Source organism: Rhizobium sp. PAMB 3182 (assembly GCF_052908355.1).
Genome location: NZ_CM128607.1, coordinates 1,434,790 through 1,453,079, shown reverse-complemented (window position 1 = coordinate 1,453,079; position 18,290 = coordinate 1,434,790). Strand labels below are relative to the sequence as shown.

The window sequence follows — 18,290 nt, the reverse complement described above, 5'->3', positions numbered from 1 at the left end:
CATCGGTTTGATGCGCACCGGACCTCGTCCGCAGCGCGGGCGTTGGGTGTCGCGACCAGAAACAGGCCTCCAAGCAGCCGAATCGGCAACGACGGCATGGGAAGTGTGATCGTATGAGTTTAGTGCGTGCTTCTGATACAAGGCAGTCGGCGGACGATGTCCTGGCCAGCGGTGAATATCCGCTGACCCGGCGCGACCTGACCGAAATCGCGGCAATGATCTATGCGGATGCCGGCATCTTCCTCAATGAGACGAAGGCGTCGCTCGTCTATTCGCGGCTGTCCAAGCACATCCGCAATCTGGGGCTCAGCGGTTTCCGCGAATATTGCGAACTCGTGTCTTCCGAACAGGGAGCGCCCGAGCGCCGCGAGATGCTGTCGCACCTGACGACGAACTTCACGAAGTTCTTCCGCGAGAACCATCATTTCGATCATCTGAAGGCCGATGTCCTGCCGGACCTCATCCAGCGCGCCAAGTCGGGCGGCCGGGTGCGGATCTGGTCGGCGGCCTGTTCGGACGGGCAGGAGCCCTATTCGATTGCGCTCACCGTTCTGGCTATGGCGCCGAACATCGCCGATTACGACTTCCGCATCCTTGCGACGGATATCGATCCGAAGATTCTGGCGATCGCCAGGGCCGGCGCCTATGACCATTCGTCCGCCGATACGATCTCGCCGGAAATGCGCCGCCAGTGGTTCAAGGACGTCGATGTCAACGGCCGCCGCAAACTGCAGATCGACGACCGCGTCAAGAAGCTGATCACCTTCAACGAGCTGAACCTCATGGCGCAATGGCCGTTCAAGGGGCAGTTCGACGTCATCTTCTGCCGCAACGTCGTCATCTATTTCGACGAGCCGACGCAGGTGAAGATCTGGAACCGGTTCGCCGGCCTCATGCCGCTCGGCGGCCATCTCTACATCGGTCATTCCGAGCGCGTGTCGGGTCCCGCCAAGGACGAATTCGACAACATCGGCATCACCACATATCGCTATATCGGCAAGGGCGGGAGGAAAAGCTAATGAGCATGCCCGCACGTGTCCTCGTCGTCGATGATTCACCGACCATGCGCGGTTTGATCACCGCCGTCCTGAATGCCGATCCGGAAGTCTCCGTCATCGGCCAGGCCGGCGATGCGATGGAAGCCCGCCAGGCCATCAAGCAATTGAACCCCGATGTCGTTACGCTCGACATCGAGATGCCGAACATGAACGGCCTGGAGTTCCTGGAAAAGATCATGAAGCTCCGGCCGATGCCGGTCATCATGGTCTCCTCGATGACCCATCGCGGTGCCGGCGCCACGCTGGCCGCCCTTGAAATCGGCGCTTTCGACTGCGTCGGCAAGCCGGCGCCCGGCGAGCGCGTGCCGTTCCTCGATCTTGCAGAGAAGGTCAAGGCCGCCGCCCGCTCGCAGCATCGTTACATCCGTACGGCCGCGCCGCAGCCGCAGCCTCCGCGCGCCGTCTCCGAATATCATGTAGGTCGCAAGATCGTCGCGATCGGATCCTCGACTGGCGGTGTCGAAGCCCTGATCACGGTGCTGCAGAACTTTCCGGCCAATTGCCCGCCGACGGTGATCACCCAGCATATGCCGGGGACGTTCACCACAAGCTTCGCCGAACGCCTGAACCGTCTCTGCGCGCCGGTCGTCACCGAAGCAACAGACGGAGCCCGGCTGGAGATCGGCAAGATCTACCTGGCACCGGGAGGCGAGCGTCACCTGCAGATCGTCAATCCGTCGGCACCGTGCTGCCGGCTGATTGACAGCGGCCCCGTGAACGGTCACAGGCCATCCGTCGACGTCCTGTTCAACTCGGTCGCCGAGATCGCCGGCCGCAAGGCCGTCGGTGTCATCCTGACCGGCATGGGTCGCGACGGAGCAAACGGACTTCTGGCGATGCGCCGTGCGGGTGCCAGTACCATCGGCCAGAACGAGAAGACTTGCGTGGTTTATGGAATGCCGAGAGTTGCCTACGAGATTGGAGCCGTAGAGCAGCAGCTCCCCCTTGGCTCCATAGGGGAAGAGATATTGAAAATGACAGCCGCCCGGAAGGAAGGGATAGAATAATGTCGCTAGCGGAAAAGATAAAAGTGCTGATCGTCGACGATCAGGTCACGAGCCGCCTGTTGTTGAGTGATGCTTTGACCCAGCTCGGTTTCAAGCAGATCACGGCCGCAGGCGATGGCGAGCAGGGCATGAAGATCATGCAGCAGCAGCCGCATCACCTCGTGATTTCGGACTTCAACATGCCGAAGATGGACGGGCTCGGGCTGCTCCAGGCCGTGCGCAGCAATCCGGCGACGAAGAAGGCCGCGTTCATCATTCTGACGGCGCAGGGCGACCGTGCACTGGTGCAGAAGGCTGCCCAGCTCGGTGCCAACAACGTCCTGGCGAAGCCGTTCACCATCGAAAAGATGAAAGCCTCGATCGAAGCGGTATTCGGAGCGCTTAAATGACACTCGACGCACCAGTCAAACGAGTCCACATAATTCAAGGCGAGTACAAAATCTCGAATGATCCGGATGTCGTCCTGACGACCATTCTGGGCTCGTGCGTGGCTGCGTGCATGCGTGATCCGGTCGCCGGCGTCGGGGGCATGAACCATTTCCTCCTTCCGGGAAATGCTGCGTCCCTGGCCGCCGGTGGCGACGCCACCCGCTATGGCGTTCATTTGATGGAATTGCTGATCAACGGCTTGCTGAAGGCGGGCGCACGGCGCGACCGCCTGGAAGCGAAGATCTTTGGCGGCGCCAAGACCATTGCCTCCTTCTCCAATGTCGGCGAGCAGAACGCGGCTTTCGCCACCCAGTTCCTCAAGGATGAAGGCATTCCGATCGTCGGGTCGTCGACAGGCGGGGACCACGGCCGGAAACTCGAATACTGGCCGATCAGCGGCCGTGCGCGCCAGCATCCGCTGACAGGTGCCGAAACCCAAAAGACGGTCGCGCTGGAACAGCGTCGCCCGGTTGTCGCGCCGAAGCCGGTCGACAACTCAATCGAATTTTTCTGAGAACGAGGGTCCAATGCAGGTCAGTAACACCGACGAAAAAGCCTATGAGGATGCACTGCCGGACGTTCTCATGCGTGTGGTTTCTGAACTGCATGACGTTGCCTATCTCATCGAGCGCATCGAGCCGCAGCTGCACGAACTTGCCGGCGTCGACTTCATGCAGCATCCGGACTGCATGAAGGTCCTGCAGGGCATCGATCTGGCCGTGCAGAAGACGCGTGGACTGGCCGAATTCATCGATACGGTGACGGCCTCGATCCCCGAGGGTCTGCTCGTCGACCTGGCGACTGCGCTGAACCTCGTGAAGCTTGCCGACATGCAGAGGGCGCTTGGCGGCGCGATCCGTCACGGCCATTCCCAGCCGCTGACCAAGGCGGTCGGTGACTGCGATCTCTTCTAGCCTGCCGTCGGGCGCAGGCGATTGGGTCGTATAGGCCTAGAGCGAACAATGAAATCCCTTTGAAAACGGCGCCTTCGGGCGCCGTTTCCTGTTTCCGGCTCTGTGCGTTGTTCGCCGGCCAGTCACCCGAAACGCTCGCGCAAGTTTCACTGCATAGTGTTCCAGGCGATCCAATAGCGGCCGCTTGCAGTTTTCTAGCGTGAGAACAGAATGAATCTGTTGAACCAGTTACCCCAGGTACTTCGTAACCTAGCCTCTCTTGGCAAAGCGCGGCTCTTCGCGCTCGCTGGCATCGGCATCGTCTCACTGGCGCTCGTGCTTGCCGCCGCCTTCTTCGTGAACAAGCCTGCCTACGAAAACCTGTATATCGGCCTGGATGCGCAGGACCTCAATCAGATCAGCCTCGTACTTGCCGAATCCGGCGTCGATTTCGAGATCGGCGCCGATGGCTCCAGCATTTCGGTCCGGGCGGGCATGACGGGCAGGGCCCGGCTGCTCTTGGCCGAACGCGGCCTGCCGAACAGCTCTAATGCCGGCTACGAACTCTTCGACAATGTCGGATCGCTGGGCCTGACATCCTTCATGCAGGAAGTGACGCGTGTGCGTGCACTCGAAGGCGAAATCGCCCGCACGGTCCAGGCCATCAACGGCATCACGGCTGCCCGTGTCCACATCGTCATGGCCGACATCGGCAATTTCCGCCGCGGCGAGCAGAAACCGACAGCTTCCGTCATGATCCGCGCCAGCTCGTCGACTGGCCGCAAGGTGGCCCCTTCCATTCGCCATCTCGTCGCGGCTTCCGTGCCAGGCCTTGAAGTCGATGACGTGACCGTTCTGGATTCGGCCGGCCAGTTGCTGGCTTCCGGTACGGAAGGCGGGGACAACGGTCTCGGCCGCAATCTCGGTGTTGCCGAGAATGTCCAGAGCGAAGTTGAATCCAACATCGACAAGGCGCTGGCGCCGTTCCTCGGGCTCGACAATTTCCGGTCCAGTGTGACCGTCGCCGTCAACACCGACACCCAGCAGATCCAGGAGACCACCTACGATCCCGAATCGAAGGTCGAGCGCTCCATCCGCGTCACCAAGGACACGCAGAAGTCCTTGCAGAAGCAGGCCGACACCGCGGCCACCGTCGAGCAGAACGTCCCGCAGGCTGCCAATGCCAATGGTGGCTCCGGTCCGGAATCGTCCGATCAGCAGGACAAGAAGGAAGAGCAGACCAACTACGAGATCAACAGCAAGACGATCGCGACGGTCCGCAACGGCTACCGGGTCGAGAAGATGTCGGTCGCTGTTGTCGTCAACAAGAACCGGATCGCCGCGATGGTCGGCCAGCCGGCCGATCAGGCGAAGATCGATGCCTATCTTGCCGAGATGCAGAAGATCGTGACGTCCGCTGCCGGCCTCGACGTCGAGCGCGGCGACGTCGTGACGATCACCGCCATGGACTTCATGGAGAACGAACTGCTGAACGACGAATCGGCGGCACCTGGCGTGATGGATATGCTGAGCCGCAACCTCGCCGGCATCATCAACTCCGCGGCCTTCGTCCTGGTGGCGTTCCTGGTTGTCTGGATGGGCTTCCGCCCACTGTTGAAGTCGATCGGCGTCGGCGGCCAGGCGGGCATCAACCAGGCTGGCCTGGAAGAGGACCTCGGTCTCGAACTGCCCGACTTTTCGCCGGCCCTCGGCGACACGGCGGCTGGTCCCGGCGCGCTCATGGAAGGCTTCGGCTCCGACTTCGGCTTCGACAGCACCGAAGACCTGCTCACCATGGACACCGAAGGCGGCGGCTTCAACCGCAAGGTCAAGGAAGGTCCGGAACGGCGCCTGTCGCGCATGGTCGAAATCAGCGAAGAGCGGGCCGCGAAGATCCTGCGCAAGTGGGCGATCGATGAGGCGGCGTGACGCGGCACTTTACGGACAACGGATTGCCGGCACGTCGCCGGCGAGCCTTCGGCGGTGGATTGGCCGGGAATTCGTTTGTGATGGCGCCGCAAGTGGCCTATCATTTGTCAATGATGGAATTTTGGGTTCGGATGGCTGCTTGGCCGTCCGGTGAATGCGGAGGAAGCCTCAAACGCAAATCTGGCCTTTGATCGAGATCGTCCTACAATACGGTGATTCGATTATGGATTCGGACTTTTGTCGCTGGAGGGAAGAGGGCGGCGACAGGTGGCAATGAGGCTGAGCGTGGCTTGCGGGTGGAGTTCAATATTCAGCTGAGGCGGGAACATGGGACAGTGGGACAGAACTGTGAACGAGACTGATCCCCTTGGTGCGGAGGCGGGTGTCGGCCGGGTCGACACGAAGGAAGAACTCGTCAACAAGCTGGCCCAACTTGCTGTTTCCTCCGACATCGCCACCGGTCTGCGCTATCTCACCCAGCATGTCGGCGCTTCCTGCTTTCTCCTGGCCCGCTACGATCTCGTCCAGGAGCAGGGCCTCGACTTCATCGTCTCCTCGGACTGGCCCTTCGATCTCGTCCGCCGCCTGGCGACGGAACTGGCCGGCGTCTATGCCCGCTCGACCGAACTCGACAAGTGCCTCTCGCTTTTCCAGCCCGCCTTTGCATTGCTGCCGGAAGATGCGGTGATCGGAACCGGGCTCAGCCGCGAGTTCTGCAGCATGACATTGAATGTCGGGCGCACGCGGCTTTCGCTGATGCTGCTCTACCGCGACGGCATGATCCTGTCGCCGGAGCGTCTGCGCAACATCGGCCTGCTGACGGGCTACTTCTTCAGCGTCGCCGACAATTTCAGCACCCGGCAGGAACGCGACTTCGAACTGACCGAGCGCGAGATCGAGTGTCTCTTCTGGATATCCGAAGGCAAGACGAGTGACGAGATCGCCGTCATCCTCGGCATCTCGCGCAACACCATCAACAACTACATCACCAGCGTTATGCGAAAGACCGCGACGAAGACGCGGTCGGAAGCGATCGCCTATGCGGTCCGCAACAATCTGGTGTGAAGCGGGGAGGGCGTAATGGAATATTTGCCCGAAAAGAAGCGTATGCTCTATGGCGACTTGCGACCGAACCGTACGACGCGCTCGGCGGCCAGCCGCTCGGACCTTTTCCCCGATCTCGTCACCATGCAGCGCATGGTGAAAGCCCGCCACAGTGCCGTGTTCCGCATCATCGGCGGCAGCCAGCCGGGCAAGCGCAGCCTCTTCTGCGAGATGGAGAACTGGGGATCTGTCGACCAGAATTATTCCGCCCAGTTCGTCGCCGCTTACGGTGACATCCTGCTGGCGCATATCGAGAGTTCCCTCCTGCCGCTTCTCTGGAACGGCGCGGACGAAAGCAGTTCGGCGGAAGCGCCGGACGCGGGACCGTTCGTCGTCCGCCTGAAGGCGCGTCTCCTGCCGTTTTCCGGCGTCGCCTTTCCCGTCCGGCTCGGAGCCATCGGCAACGGCTTCGTCATTTTCGCCGCCAACTACATCGACATCAGCAGCGACGTGCTGATCGACCTGCACGAGAAGTGCTGCCTGATCATGATGGAACTGCTGGGCCAGGACGAACGCCGCGCCGCGCCGTCGGAGGTTCTGTCGGAACGCGAGGTGGCCTGCCTGCAGCTTGCGGGAGACGGCCGCATCAGCGAGGAGATCGCCGACAGGCTGGGGCTGTCGGTGCACACGGTCAATGCCTATCTTGGCTCGGCCACCGTGAAGCTCGACTCGGTCAACCGGATCCAGGCAATCGCCAAGGCCATCCGCCTCGGCTACATCAGCTGATCATCAGGATTTTCGCCGGAGGGGCACCTTGCCGTCAGCAGGCGATCGCCTGCGGTGGCGGCTCCGCGGACTTCACGAACTTGCAGTCGTTCAGCGCTTTCTGCAGGAACATCGTGTTGGTGTGCGGATCGGTCGCCGGGTTCTGGAAGGCGATATGGGTCAGTTCCACGCCCGCGAGCTTGTCCGTCAGGCAAAGACGCGTATAGGCGGTAACGCCCGTGGCCTTGATCTCCAGGTCGAGCGTGACTTCCGGAACGCTGTTCCAGTCCATCTTGTAATCGCCGCCCATGCCGAGATTGACGGTGCCCGGATGGAAATACAGCTCGGCCGCCGATGATACGAGGTCCGACAGGTTGCCGTAGCACTCGAGGTGCAGATAGGCGACGAGATTGGCCACTTCGATCATTCTCAATTCCGTCGCAACCGGGCTGATCGCTTCGGCAATGATCTTTTCTCTTTCGGCGGAGTATGGGCATTTTCTCATGGAGAGCCGACCGTTTCGTAAAGTGGAGAAATAAGGGTTTTAAGGATTAATGTGCCGGAGAGGCCCGCGTTCAGAACGCGGGCATGCAGCAGGGCGATCCGTCGCCGTGGTGGTCCGGGAAGGCCGGAAGACCGCAAAATATTGCCTGCTGCCATTGCTCGTTCATGCCGCTGCTCCGCCTGGGAAGCTGCCGCTGAACCTCGTGGCTCTACCGGCGTCTGTTCCGCATCTTTGCGGCGTTGACCCGGTGAATGAGTTCCGCGACAGCCTTGTAGAAGACTGATGGGATGACACTATCCACCGAGACTTGCGCAAACATGGAACGGGCGAGCGGCGGATCTTCAAAAATCGGAATTTCGTTCTGCGTCGCAATCTCGCGAATACGCAGCGCGATCAGGTCCTTGCCCTTGGCGACGACCACCGGCGCGTCGTTTTCGGCCCGCACATAGCGCAGGGCGACGGCATAGTGCGTCGGGTTGGTGATGACCAGCGTGGCGCGGGAAACGTTGTCCATCATTCGGCGGCGGGCGCGGTCGCGGGCGATCGACCGCTGGCGCGCCTTGACGATCGGATCGCCCTGGGACTGCTTGTGTTCTTCCTTGACCTCCTGCTTCGTCATCTTCAGCTTTTCGTACCAGTGATGGCGCGTCCAGAAGATGTCGATGGCGGCCAGCACCGCGGTCGCCAGCAGGATGACGACCATGATCCGCCGCATGATGTTGGCCATCTTCACGAAGATGACCTGCGGGTCGGAGAACATGGCATCGATGGACGAGAAATATTCGCCCTTCAGGACGAAGAACATGATCACCGCCACGACCACGATCTTGAAGATCGACTTTCCGAACTCCACGAAGCCCGGCACGCTGAAGATGCGCGACAGTCCCGCGGCTGGCGAAATTCGCGACCATTGCGGGCGGATGCGCTCCAGCACCGGCGAGGGCAGGTTCTGCAGGATCGAGGAACCCAGCCCGAAGATCATGAGCAGAAGGAAGGCCGGCACGATGACACCGGCCGTGGCGCGGCCGATGAAGGCGAAGATCGAGGTGACGTCCGGCCCGGTCTCGACGCGCCACTGATCGGCCTGGCCGAAGAAGTCCTTGAGCGATTCTCCGAGCCGGAGCATGCCGGTGGGCAGGAAGAAGATCAGGTAGACATAGACGGCGAGCGCCGCGGCAAACAGGGTCGCCTCCCGCGAGAAGGGCGTATTGCCCTTCTCCATGGCATCACGGATTTTCTTCTCCGTCGGGTCTTCTGTTTTACTGTCTTTGTCCTGATCTTCAGACAGGGCTCGGTCCTCTCAGAGAGCCGGTGACAAGCACCAGACACCCCGGCTATGCCGTAGGCCTGCCCGTCAGCCGAATCAGGCGGCGGCAGCGCCGCCTTCACCCTCTTCTTTCAACTGTATCTGGTTCGCGTCCGCAAGCCGCAATGCTTCGCGGGCGACCGTACGGCGCGCCATGGCGATTTCGCGCGGATTTACGCCGGCCGTGCCTGTGGAAAGATCGGATTCGATCATGCGGCGCTGGCGCGGGCTGATGGCGGACAGTGCGCATTCCGCGATTTCCGGAGAGGCGCCGCGCAGCGCCAGAGTGAGCACGTCGCCGGCGATCTCGTTGAGAAGCATGGCGCGGCCGCGGGCCGGCATGGTGAGGATGTCTTCGAAGAGGAAGATCTTCGGACGAACCTTGCGGACGGTGTCCGCCGAGATCGTTTCGAGGTTCTGCAGCAGGCTTTCGACCTGTGGTTTTTCCATTTCGTTGATGAGTTCGGCGGCCTTGACCGAACCAGTCGAGTTCCGATCGCTTTCCATCTCCTGCATCAGTTCCATGACGCGGTTCTCGATGATCTGCGCCGCCTTCGGGCTGACGGATTTGAGATTGACTGTGCGGTTCATGATGTCGGCGCGCTGTTCCTCCGGAATGCGCATCAGCACCTTCGCGCCGAAGGAGGACGGCATCATCGACAGGATATAGGCGATGGTCTGGGGGTGCTCGGCAGAGAGGAAGCGCGACACGACGGCCGGATCCGCGTCCTGCAGGTTGTCCCAGATCGATGTCTCCAGGCTCTGGAAGGTGGCGCGGCGACCGAGAAGTCCGTCGACTTCCTCCGGCGTCAAGCCTTCCTCGAGGATGTCCTCGATCGCCTTGGCGTTGTCCATCAAGCCCGCGCCTTCGGTGAACAGATCCTCGAATTCGTTGACGATGTTGATCAGTTCGTCCGGCGGAATGCTGCGCAGTGACTGCGCGGCAGTGATGATCTGCTGCAATTCGCCCTGGGTGAAGTATTTCAGCAGCTTGCCGGCAACGCCCTTGCCCATGGCAAGCAGCACGGCGGCGGCCTTTTCGGTCTGCGACAGCGGCTGCGTCGAGACCGCGCTGCTGCTGAAATCGTCAAAGTCCATCATGGTCTTTATCCTTCAGTCCGGCGTCATGCCTTCCCGGTTCGCTGCTATGTCTTCTTCGTGCTGATCACGTCGATGATCTTGACGCCGAAGCGCGTGCTGTCGCTTTCAAGGACGGTGATCTCGCCGCGGGCGATCACCCGCCCGTTGACGGTGATGTCGACGGGATCGCCGATCTTCTTGTCGAGTGCGATCGTCGCGCCTTCGGCGAGGTTCATCAGGCCGGAGACCTGCATGCGGCTCGAGCCGAGCACGATCTGCAGGTCGATCGGGATGTCCATGATGAGGTCGAGATTCGACGAAAGTGCGCTGCCGGGCGCCTGGTCGACGCCGCCGTCCATCATCCCGAAATCGTTGCCGCCCATGTCCCCGCCAAACTCGTTGCCGAAGTCCGAACCAAGACCCGAAAGATCATCGCCCATGCCGGCCGCCGGAAATTCCGCGCCGAAGTCGGAGCCGAGATCGCCGCCGATGTCGGAGGAGAATTCGCCGATATCCGGCAGGCCGCCAGCTTCGTCGCTCTGCAGCACGCCGCGCAGATTGCCGATAGCCTCGTCAAGCTCGGCTTCGTTGCCTGCGCCGGCTTCGTTCATTTCATCAAGCGGTGTTTTCTTCGGTGCCATGAAGCTACTTATTCCATTCCAAGCTTGCCCTGAGCCTGCGTCGCCTGTCCCTGAACATGATATTCGGAACGTGCTACGAGTTCATCAGATGCCGGATCAGTTCGTCATCGGAGTTAATGTTGTCCTTCACCCGCAGCATGTATTTCTCGCCGGCTCTCCCGAATTCGCACACATAGAGATCCTTGCCGTTGGCATTGACCTCGACATGCACGTCCTTCTTGTCGAGAAACGGGATGACGTCGCCCGGCGCAAGCTTCGAGATCGTCTGCAGCGACAGGGCCTGCAGTTTGATGCGGGCTTCCAGCGTCACCTGCGAGCGCTTGACCTGCTCGTTGATCCGATCGACCCAGTCCTGGTGAGCCGGGGAAACCTGGCCGCCGGCCTTGGGCAGGGCGAACGTGGTCTTCAGCATCACGCGCTGCGGAAGGATGACGCCGATTTCCGCCTTCACGGGACCGAGCTCCATGCTCATCCGGATGAGGGCCGCATGCGGATCCTCGTCCTCGTCGAGCGGCTTCGGACGGCTTGCGGCGTTGTGCGGCTTTTCCAGTGTCGGCTCGTAGCGGTTTTCCGCGCAGGCGCCTGATTTCAGCACGCCTGCCATCTTCTCGAACAGGGTGACGGAGAGGTCGAGCTCCATCTTCGAGAGCGCCCGTTCGGCCGGTTCGCTGATGCTTTCAGTGACAGCGCCGAGCATCATTTCCATCAGGACGATCGAAAGCCGGTTGCCGACCACGAGCACGAAATGCGGGCACCAGCTGCGCAGGGCGACATCGGTCAGCGTGACCGTGTCGCCGAGATTTGCGATCAGTGCGTTCTGCCGGCCGGTCTGGCAGCCGACATATTCGACGACGATGTCGCGGCCCGTCTCGCTCTGGAAAACGTCGGGCAGGAATTCCGCAAACAGCGTGCCGATCTGCGCCGCGGTCTTTGCGATGGTTTCGGTGTCGCCAAGGTCGCCGACCATGCGGGCAAGCAGGGCCGGATCGAATGCCTCTTCCTTGTGTTCGACGTTCTCCGACATCTATCAGGCCGCCTTTTCGCCACCGCCGCCGGGGTTCATCATCTCCTGCTCGACGGCGTCGATCGACGGGCGCTCGTAGGAGGAAATGGTCTTGCGTCCGTATTCCAGCGCCACCTGCGGCACGGAGCCGTTCATGTAGGCGAGCAGCGTCTGCTTGACGATCACATAGAGCCGGTTCTGCTTGGAGCGCACGCCCTTGATGGCGGCTGCAATCGGCTGGATGACCGAGTAGGATATCAGAATGCCGAGAAAGGTGCCGACAAGCGCGGCGCCGATCAGGTGACCGAGCACTTCCGGTGACTCATTGATGGCGCCCATGGTGTGAATAATTCCCAGAACGGCAGCGACGATACCGATGGCGGGCATGGCGTCGCCGATACCGCACAGCGCCTCGTATGACTTCATCTTGTCATGCGAGATGGTTTCGATTTCTTCGTCCATCAGTGCCTCGATCTCGTGCGAGCGGGCGTTGCCGATGATGATCAGGCGGACGTAGTCGCAGATGAAGGAGGTCAGTTCCTGGTTCTTGAGGACTGTTGGAGCCGACTGGAAGATCGAGGATTCCATCGGATTGTCGATATGGGCCTCGATCTCGTTGCGTGACTTCGTCCTGAGATCGCGCATCAGCGAATAGAGAACGCCGAGCGTATCGAGATAATGCCGTTCCTTGGGCACCGCGTATTTGAAGGCTTCACCGATTGCCTTGCCGCTGTCCTTGATGACTTTCATCGGATTGGAGACGATGAAGCCGCCGAGCGCGGCACCGCCGATCTGCACCAGCTCGAACGGCTGAATCAGCACATCGATATGGCCACCGGCCGCCATGTAGCCGCCAAAGACGCAGCCGAAGGTCACGACCAGTCCGATAATGATATTCATTTTAAGCTCTCGGATACCGATTTATACATCTTTGAACCCTAGGATTCCTGCCTTGCGTGAGGCTGTACCTTGCGCACGGGCGGGAGACAGTTTCGCACAAGCCTATCGCGGCACCTTCGCGGAAACCTGAGAGCCTGCCCTCCTTTGGGACCGAACCGGATTTGGGAAGGCGGACGAAGCGATGACAACGACCTACACGAGCTACAAGCTGATCACGCAGGACATGACGGCGTCGCTGAAACGCGTTGCCGCCGAGCCTGATGTTGCGCGCGATACCCAGTATTATCTCGAGAACATCGGCAACGTGAAATCGATCGACGATTTCATGGCCGACGACCGCCTTTACAACTATGCGCTCAAGGCCCACGGACTCGAGGACATGGGCTACGCCAAGGCCTTCATCCGCAAGGTCCTGACGGAAGGCAACACCTCCGATACGGCGTTTGCCAAGCAATTGAGCGACAACCGTTATTCCGAACTCGTCGACTCGCTGGACTTCGCCCAGCACAACACGGCCGCCACCGCTTTCGACCGCGCCCAGCAGGGCGTCGTCGACAAGTACATCCGCCAGACGCTGGAGCAGGAGGCCGGAGACGAGAACACCGGCGTTCGCCTGGCGCTCTATTTCGAGCGCAACGCCTCCAGCATCAATAGCGGCATGGATATCCTCGCCGACGAAGCGCTGTCGCAGGTGGTGCGCACGGCACTCGGCCTTCCCGACGAGATGGCTGCGTCCGATATCGACCAGCAGGCGGCCTATCTCGAGCGCGTCCTTGACGTGAAGGATTTCCAGGACCCCGAAAAGACCGGAAAGTTCCTGGAACGCTTCGCGGCAATGTGGGAGCTGGACAATCCCTCGGACAACTATGACCCGCTTGCCGTTTTCGGATCCTCGTCCCGCTCCGGCATCTCCGCCGACCTGCTCATATCTATCAATTCGCTGAAGCTCGGAGGGAGTTAGTACCGAATGCAGACCGGACTTTACGTTGCGCTGTCGTCGCAGGTTGCCCTGGACCGTCGTCTGACGACGATCGCGGACAACCTTGCCAATGTGAACACGACGGGCTTCCGCGCAACGGAAATCAAGTTCGATGACATCATGAGCCAGACGGCGGAAGCCAATGGCGGCAAGATCGCCTTCGTGTCCCAGGGCACCGACTATCTGGCGACCCGTCCGGGCGAACTTGCGCAGACAGGCGATACCTTCGACTTCGCGATCCGCGGTGACGGCTGGTTTGCAATCGACACGCCGGCCGGCCAGGTGCTGACCCGCGACGGCCGTTTCACGATCCGCGAGGATGGAAGCCTGGTCTCGTCGCGTGGCTATGCCGTGCTCGATCCGGGCGGCGGCGCGATCCAGCTGAACCGTGAAGGTGGACCGCCGCAAGTCGGCGCCGACGGTTCCGTGTTCCAGGACGGCAAGCTGGTCAACAAGATCGGCACCTTCACCATCGACATCACCAAGGGCTTCAGCCGCTACGAGAACAGCGGCATCATACCGACCGATCGCCCGCGGCCGACGCTCGAGGGAGAGGCCGGCAATATCTTGCAGGGCTATCTGGAAAACTCCAATGTCAACGGTATCCGCGAAATGACCCAGCTGATCGAGGTCAACCGCGCCTTCGAGAACATTGCGGCCCTGACGACGGAAAGCGATTCGTCTTTGGACGAAGCCATCAAGACCCTTGCCGGAACACGATGAACGGATAATGCCCGATGGGGAGTGAACTCCTTCACAAGGACGTGATTTCACCGAAGCTCGGCCGCCTGGCCGAGCTCGCCAATCGCTTTGCCGACCCGGAGTTCGCAATTGCCCATGGCGGACGCGTCAAGACGATCGCGGCCGGTCACTACACCGTATCCGGCCTGTCGCGTCAGGTCAGGCTTGGCGATTTCGTCGCCCACCGTTCGGCGACCGGTACCCATCTTGGCGAGGTCGTGCGCGTCGAGCCAGAGCTCGTCTATGTCTGCCCGATCGAGCCCGGCGAACCGATCGCCATCCACGATATCGTCATCCGCAAGGGCGCCTTCCGGTTGGCGCCGACCGACAGCTGGTGCGGCCGGGCGATCAATGCGCTCGGCGATCCGATCGACGGCAAGGGTCCGCTTGAGGTCGGGACGGCGCAGCGCTCGATTTCCAACAATGCGCCGCCATCCATGACCCGCCGCCGCGTCGAGAGCGGCTTCAAGACCGGCGTGAAGGCGGTCGACATCTTCTCGCCGCTCTGCCTCGGCCAGCGTCTCGGCATTTTCGCCGGTTCCGGCGTCGGCAAGTCGACGCTCCTGTCGATGCTGGCCAGGGCCGATGCCTTCGACAAGGTGGTGATTGCCCTTGTCGGCGAGCGCGGCCGTGAAGTGCGTGAATTCATCGAGGATACGCTCGGCGACAACATGGCGAAAGCGGTCGCCGTCGTCGCCACCAGCGACGAAAGCCCGATGCTGCGCAAGATGGCACCCTTGAGCGCCATCACCATCGCCGAACATTTCCGCGACAAGGGCGACAACGTCCTGATGATCGTCGACAGCGTCACGCGCTTCGCGCACGCCATTCGCGAGGTGGCGACCGCGTCCGGCGAGCCGCCGGTCGCCCGTGGCTATCCGGCGTCGGTCTTCACCGAACTGCCGCGACTTCTCGAACGCGCCGGTCCCGGCGCGGAAGGAACCGGTACGATCACCGCGATCATCTCCATCCTCGTCGATGGCGACAATCACAACGACCCGATCGCCGATTCCACGCGCGGCATTCTCGATGGCCACATCGTCCTCGACCGCACGCTGGCGGAGGAGGGCCGCTATCCGCCGGTCGATCCGCTCGCCTCGATTTCGCGACTGGCCCGCAAGGCCTGGACGCCGGACCAGGAAACGCTGGTCTCGCGCCTCAAATCGCTGATCCACCGTTACCAGGAAACCACGGACCTGCGCCTGATCGGCGGCTACCGGCCCGGCACCGACCCTGAACTCGACATGGCGCTCAAGCAGGTGCCGATCATCTACGATGTCTTGAAGCAAACGCCGGGCGAACCGCCTTGCCCCGATGCCTTCTCGGCGCTGGCGGCTGCGCTGAAGTCGGGTAACGCCAATCAGCAGGGACAAGGCGGACTGCGGCAGAGGGGGAACGGATGACGGAGAGCGTGGACGAGGAAATCCGCGTCGACGATATCGGCGAGGCGTTCGGCGAGAAGCGTGTGTCGGCTCGCACAATATCCAAGGTCGACAGGGCGCTGGCGGTAACCGGTTTCCTTTTGGCGCTCGCTGCCGCGTCGTTCCCTTGGTACGTCTTCTTCAACGAAGAGAAATTCAAGGTTGAGGTCGCGGAAGGTCCAAGGACACGCGACCTGCCGGAAACGCCGCCGCGCCAGGTGCTGAGCGTTTCTCCGCTCGCCATGACCGATAACGACAATATCGCGCCGCCATCGAACAAGCAGCCGGACGCCGATCCACTGCAGACGGCGTCGGTGCCGAAGGTGGCCCCTCGTGACAATTCGGCGAGCCTTGATCAGCCTTTCCCGGTGAAAAGTGGATTTCAGCTCCTTCACGTCTCCAATGGCCAGGCTCTGATCGAGGATCGGTCCGGCGTCTACATGGTCCGGGTCGGCTCCGTTCTGCCCGACAACAGCCGTCTGGCAAGCCTGGAACAGCGCGAGGGCAAATGGGTTCTTATCACCTCCAACGGTGATGTGATTGGCGACGAGCAAGTCCAGATCCGGCATCCTTCGGTCTCCGTAAGTCCCACGCAAGATTAACTGCGTAGTTTTTCTCCGAAGATCGGAGTTAGGCCTATGCAACCAATCCAACTGTTTGAACTGGCGTCAAAACAGGCTGAATGGCTGTCTGTCCGCCAGGAACTCGTCGCCAACAACATCGCCAATGCCAACACGCCGAAATACGTCGCCAAGGATGTGACGCCTTTCAGCGCCGTCCTGACGCAGGCAGGCAATGGCATGGCGCGCACCAATTCCAGACATGTTTCCAGCAACACCGTCAGCGAGAATTTCTCGGTCGTGGACGCTGCCTTGTCGGACGAGGACGGCATCAAGGAATCCGGCAACACCGTCAGCCTCGCCGGCGAACTGACGAAGAGCGGCGAAATTCGCCGTGAGTTCGAGCTGAACGCCGCCCTGGTCAAATCCTTCCACCGCATGATGCTGATGGCAGTTAAGAGGTAGTAACACATGGATCCTTTGGTCGCGGCCCAAAAGATCGCCGGAAGCGGACTGGATGTGCAGTCCGCCAGATTGCGCGTCGTCTCTGAAAACATTGCCAACTCCCGTTCGACCGGCGACACGCCGGGTGCCGATCCCTATCGCCGCAAGACCGTCACGTTCGGAAACGAGCTGGACAAGTCGTCCGGGATCGACCTCGTCAAGGTGAGCAAGGTCGGCGTCGATCGTTCGAATTTCGGCCAGGAATACGATCCGGGCAGCCCGGCCGCGGACTCGCGCGGGATCGTCAAGATGCCGAACGTCAACGTGCTGATCGAAATGGCCGACATGCGGGAAGCCAATCGTACCTACGAGGCAAACCTGCAGACCATCAAGCAGTCGCGTGACCTGATCTCGGCGACCATCGACCTCCTGAAGGCATCGCAATGATAGACGGTATCCAGAAGATCAACTTCATGTCGTTTGGCCGCGACCTGGATGTGGACTCCAGCGCGTCGGCCAGCCAGGGCGTCACGCCCGGCAATCAGACCGGTCAGGGGTTCCTGGATGCGCTGCAGGATGCGGCCACCGACATGACCGAGAACCTCAAGCATGCAGAGAAGATGTCGTTCGACGGTATCAACGGCAAGGCGAACACCCGCGAAGTGGTGGATGCGATGCTGCAGGCCGAACAATCCCTGCAAACCGCCATGGCAGTGCGCGACAAGATCGTCTCGGCCTATCTCGAAATCACAAAGATGCAGATCTGACCGTCACGAGGAAGTTGAAATATGAGAGCGCTTGCCATTGCTGCGACCGGTATGGACGCCCAGCAGACGAACCTCGAAGTCATCGCGAACAACATCGCGAACATCAACACGACGGGCTACAAGCGCGCCCGCGCCGAATTCTCCGACCTTCTCTACCAGACGGAGAGAAGCCAGGGCGTTGCCAACAGCGGCAACTCGGCGATCGTCCCGGTCGGCACCAACATCGGTCTCGGTGTTCAGGCCGCCGCGGTTCGCAACATCCACATCCAGGGCGAACTGGCGCAGACCGAGAACTCGCTCGACCTGGCGCTGATCGGTCGCGGCTGGTTCCAGGTGGCCAATCCCGACGGTTCCACGGTCTATACCAGGGCCGGCTCCTTCAACACCAACGCCGACGGAGAGCTGGTGACCATCGACGGCTATGCCGTCGTGCCGGGGATCACCATTCCCGATGACGCCGTCAACGTGACGATCAGCCGGACCGGCGTCGTCGCAGCGCAGCTCGGTGGTGACACGACCTACACGGAACTCGGCCAGCTGACCTTGGCGAACTTCGTCAACGAAGCGGGCCTCGCACCGCTCGGCGACAACCTTTTCGCAGCGACTGCGGCCTCCGGCGACCCGATCGTCGCGGCTCCGGACGATCCGGGCTTCGCCTATGTGAAGCAGGGCTATCTGGAAACCTCGAACGTCGACCCGGTTCGCGAAATCACCGATCTGATCACCGCACAGCGCGCCTATGAAATGAACTCCAAGGTCATTCAGACGGCAGACGAAATGGCATCGATCGTCAGTAAGAACTTGAAATAACCTGAACA

22 protein-coding genes are annotated in these 18,290 nt (G+C 61.2%); 16 read left to right on the top strand and 6 right to left on the bottom strand.

The window, feature by feature from the left end; all coding sequences use genetic code 11:
* Positions 1 to 113: 113 nt before the first annotated feature.
* From cheR to visR, 8 genes are all read left to right on the top strand, one after another.
* Positions 114 to 1,019, top strand: a complete 906-nt coding sequence (cheR, locus tag ACU5AZ_RS07245) for a protein-glutamate O-methyltransferase CheR (protein WP_446825340.1) — start codon at positions 114 to 116, stop codon at positions 1,017 to 1,019.
* On the top strand, positions 1,019 to 2,065 hold the full coding sequence (cheB, locus tag ACU5AZ_RS07240) for a protein-glutamate O-methylesterase CheB (protein WP_446825339.1): 1,047 nt from the start codon (positions 1,019 to 1,021) through the stop codon (positions 2,063 to 2,065). The genes cheR and cheB overlap by 1 nt, the downstream gene beginning before the upstream one ends.
* On the top strand, positions 2,065 to 2,454 hold the full coding sequence (locus tag ACU5AZ_RS07235) for a response regulator (protein WP_261931199.1): 390 nt from the start codon (positions 2,065 to 2,067) through the stop codon (positions 2,452 to 2,454). The genes cheB and ACU5AZ_RS07235 overlap by 1 nt, the downstream gene beginning before the upstream one ends.
* Complete coding sequence (cheD, locus tag ACU5AZ_RS07230) at positions 2,451 to 3,008, top strand: chemoreceptor glutamine deamidase CheD (protein WP_446825338.1); 558 nt, start codon at positions 2,451 to 2,453, stop codon at positions 3,006 to 3,008. The genes ACU5AZ_RS07235 and cheD overlap by 4 nt, the downstream gene beginning before the upstream one ends.
* A 13-nt stretch (positions 3,009 to 3,021) precedes the next feature.
* On the top strand, positions 3,022 to 3,408 hold the full coding sequence (cheT, locus tag ACU5AZ_RS07225) for a chemotaxis protein CheT (protein ID WP_261931197.1): 387 nt from the start codon (positions 3,022 to 3,024) through the stop codon (positions 3,406 to 3,408).
* Between the two features lie 210 nt (positions 3,409 to 3,618).
* Entirely contained in the window at positions 3,619 to 5,316 is a 1,698-nt protein-coding gene (gene fliF / locus ACU5AZ_RS07220; RefSeq protein WP_446825337.1) for a flagellar basal-body MS-ring/collar protein FliF, read from the top strand.
* A gap of 348 nt (positions 5,317 to 5,664) precedes the next feature.
* On the top strand, positions 5,665 to 6,381 hold the full coding sequence (gene visN / locus ACU5AZ_RS07215) for a transcriptional regulator VisN (protein WP_446825336.1): 717 nt from the start codon (positions 5,665 to 5,667) through the stop codon (positions 6,379 to 6,381).
* Between the two features lie 15 nt (positions 6,382 to 6,396).
* Positions 6,397 to 7,146: a transcriptional regulator VisR gene (visR, locus tag ACU5AZ_RS07210; RefSeq protein ID WP_446825335.1), complete on the top strand. Its 750-nt coding sequence runs from the start codon at positions 6,397 to 6,399 to the stop codon at positions 7,144 to 7,146.
* A gap of 34 nt (positions 7,147 to 7,180) precedes the next feature.
* On the opposite strand, the gene ACU5AZ_RS07205 is transcribed toward visR, so the two are convergent.
* From ACU5AZ_RS07205 to motA, 6 genes are all read right to left on the bottom strand, one after another.
* On the bottom strand, positions 7,181 to 7,630 hold the full coding sequence (locus ACU5AZ_RS07205; RefSeq protein ID WP_446825334.1) for a hypothetical protein: 450 nt from the start codon (positions 7,628 to 7,630) through the stop codon (positions 7,181 to 7,183).
* A gap of 208 nt (positions 7,631 to 7,838) precedes the next feature.
* Positions 7,839 to 8,918 carry a flagellar biosynthesis protein FlhB gene (gene flhB / locus ACU5AZ_RS07200; protein WP_446825945.1) on the bottom strand — a complete coding sequence of 360 codons (1,080 nt, stop codon included), beginning with the start codon at positions 8,916 to 8,918 and terminating at the stop codon, positions 7,839 to 7,841.
* Positions 8,919 to 8,993: 75 nt separating this feature from the next.
* Entirely contained in the window at positions 8,994 to 10,037 is a 1,044-nt protein-coding gene (gene fliG, locus ACU5AZ_RS07195) for a flagellar motor switch protein FliG (RefSeq protein ID WP_446825333.1), read from the bottom strand.
* Positions 10,038 to 10,081: 44 nt separating this feature from the next.
* The gene (gene fliN, locus ACU5AZ_RS07190) at positions 10,082 to 10,657 is read right to left on the bottom strand and encodes a flagellar motor switch protein FliN (protein ID WP_446825332.1); all 576 of its coding nucleotides are present in this window, start codon (positions 10,655 to 10,657) and stop codon (positions 10,082 to 10,084) included.
* 73 nt (positions 10,658 to 10,730) lie between these two features.
* On the bottom strand, positions 10,731 to 11,681 hold the full coding sequence (locus tag ACU5AZ_RS07185) for a FliM/FliN family flagellar motor switch protein (RefSeq protein ID WP_446825331.1): 951 nt from the start codon (positions 11,679 to 11,681) through the stop codon (positions 10,731 to 10,733).
* A gap of 3 nt (positions 11,682 to 11,684) precedes the next feature.
* Positions 11,685 to 12,560, bottom strand: coding sequence for a flagellar motor stator protein MotA (motA, locus tag ACU5AZ_RS07180; RefSeq protein ID WP_446825330.1), 876 nt, complete (start codon positions 12,558 to 12,560; stop codon positions 11,685 to 11,687).
* Between the two features lie 181 nt (positions 12,561 to 12,741).
* Between motA and ACU5AZ_RS07175 the strand changes: the two genes are divergently transcribed.
* Genes ACU5AZ_RS07175 through flgG form a run of 8 tightly spaced genes read left to right on the top strand, consistent with a single transcriptional unit; the run spans position 12,742 to position 18,282 of the window.
* A complete protein-coding gene (locus ACU5AZ_RS07175) occupies positions 12,742 to 13,521 on the top strand; it encodes a DUF1217 domain-containing protein (protein WP_446825329.1) in 780 nt (259 codons plus the stop codon).
* Between the two features lie 6 nt (positions 13,522 to 13,527).
* Complete coding sequence (gene flgF / locus ACU5AZ_RS07170) at positions 13,528 to 14,262, top strand: flagellar basal-body rod protein FlgF (RefSeq protein ID WP_446825328.1); 735 nt, start codon at positions 13,528 to 13,530, stop codon at positions 14,260 to 14,262.
* A 14-nt stretch (positions 14,263 to 14,276) separates the two neighbouring features.
* Positions 14,277 to 15,683 (top strand): flagellar protein export ATPase FliI, encoded by a 1,407-nt coding sequence (gene fliI, locus ACU5AZ_RS07165; protein ID WP_446825327.1) that lies wholly within the window; start codon positions 14,277 to 14,279, stop codon positions 15,681 to 15,683.
* Entirely contained in the window at positions 15,680 to 16,303 is a 624-nt protein-coding gene (locus ACU5AZ_RS07160) for a flagellar protein (RefSeq protein WP_446825326.1), read from the top strand. Before fliI ends, ACU5AZ_RS07160 begins: the two co-directional genes overlap by 4 nt.
* A gap of 36 nt (positions 16,304 to 16,339) precedes the next feature.
* Positions 16,340 to 16,726, top strand: coding sequence for a flagellar basal body rod protein FlgB (gene flgB / locus ACU5AZ_RS07155; protein WP_446825325.1), 387 nt, complete (start codon positions 16,340 to 16,342; stop codon positions 16,724 to 16,726).
* 6 nt (positions 16,727 to 16,732) lie between these two features.
* The gene (gene flgC, locus ACU5AZ_RS07150) at positions 16,733 to 17,152 is read left to right on the top strand and encodes a flagellar basal body rod protein FlgC (RefSeq protein WP_446825324.1); all 420 of its coding nucleotides are present in this window, start codon (positions 16,733 to 16,735) and stop codon (positions 17,150 to 17,152) included.
* Positions 17,149 to 17,472 (top strand): flagellar hook-basal body complex protein FliE, encoded by a 324-nt coding sequence (locus ACU5AZ_RS07145; protein ID WP_446825323.1) that lies wholly within the window; start codon positions 17,149 to 17,151, stop codon positions 17,470 to 17,472. The genes flgC and ACU5AZ_RS07145 overlap by 4 nt, the downstream gene beginning before the upstream one ends.
* A gap of 21 nt (positions 17,473 to 17,493) precedes the next feature.
* Positions 17,494 to 18,282 (top strand): flagellar basal-body rod protein FlgG, encoded by a 789-nt coding sequence (flgG, locus tag ACU5AZ_RS07140; protein WP_446825322.1) that lies wholly within the window; start codon positions 17,494 to 17,496, stop codon positions 18,280 to 18,282.
* The last annotated feature ends 8 nt before the right edge of the window (positions 18,283 to 18,290 follow it).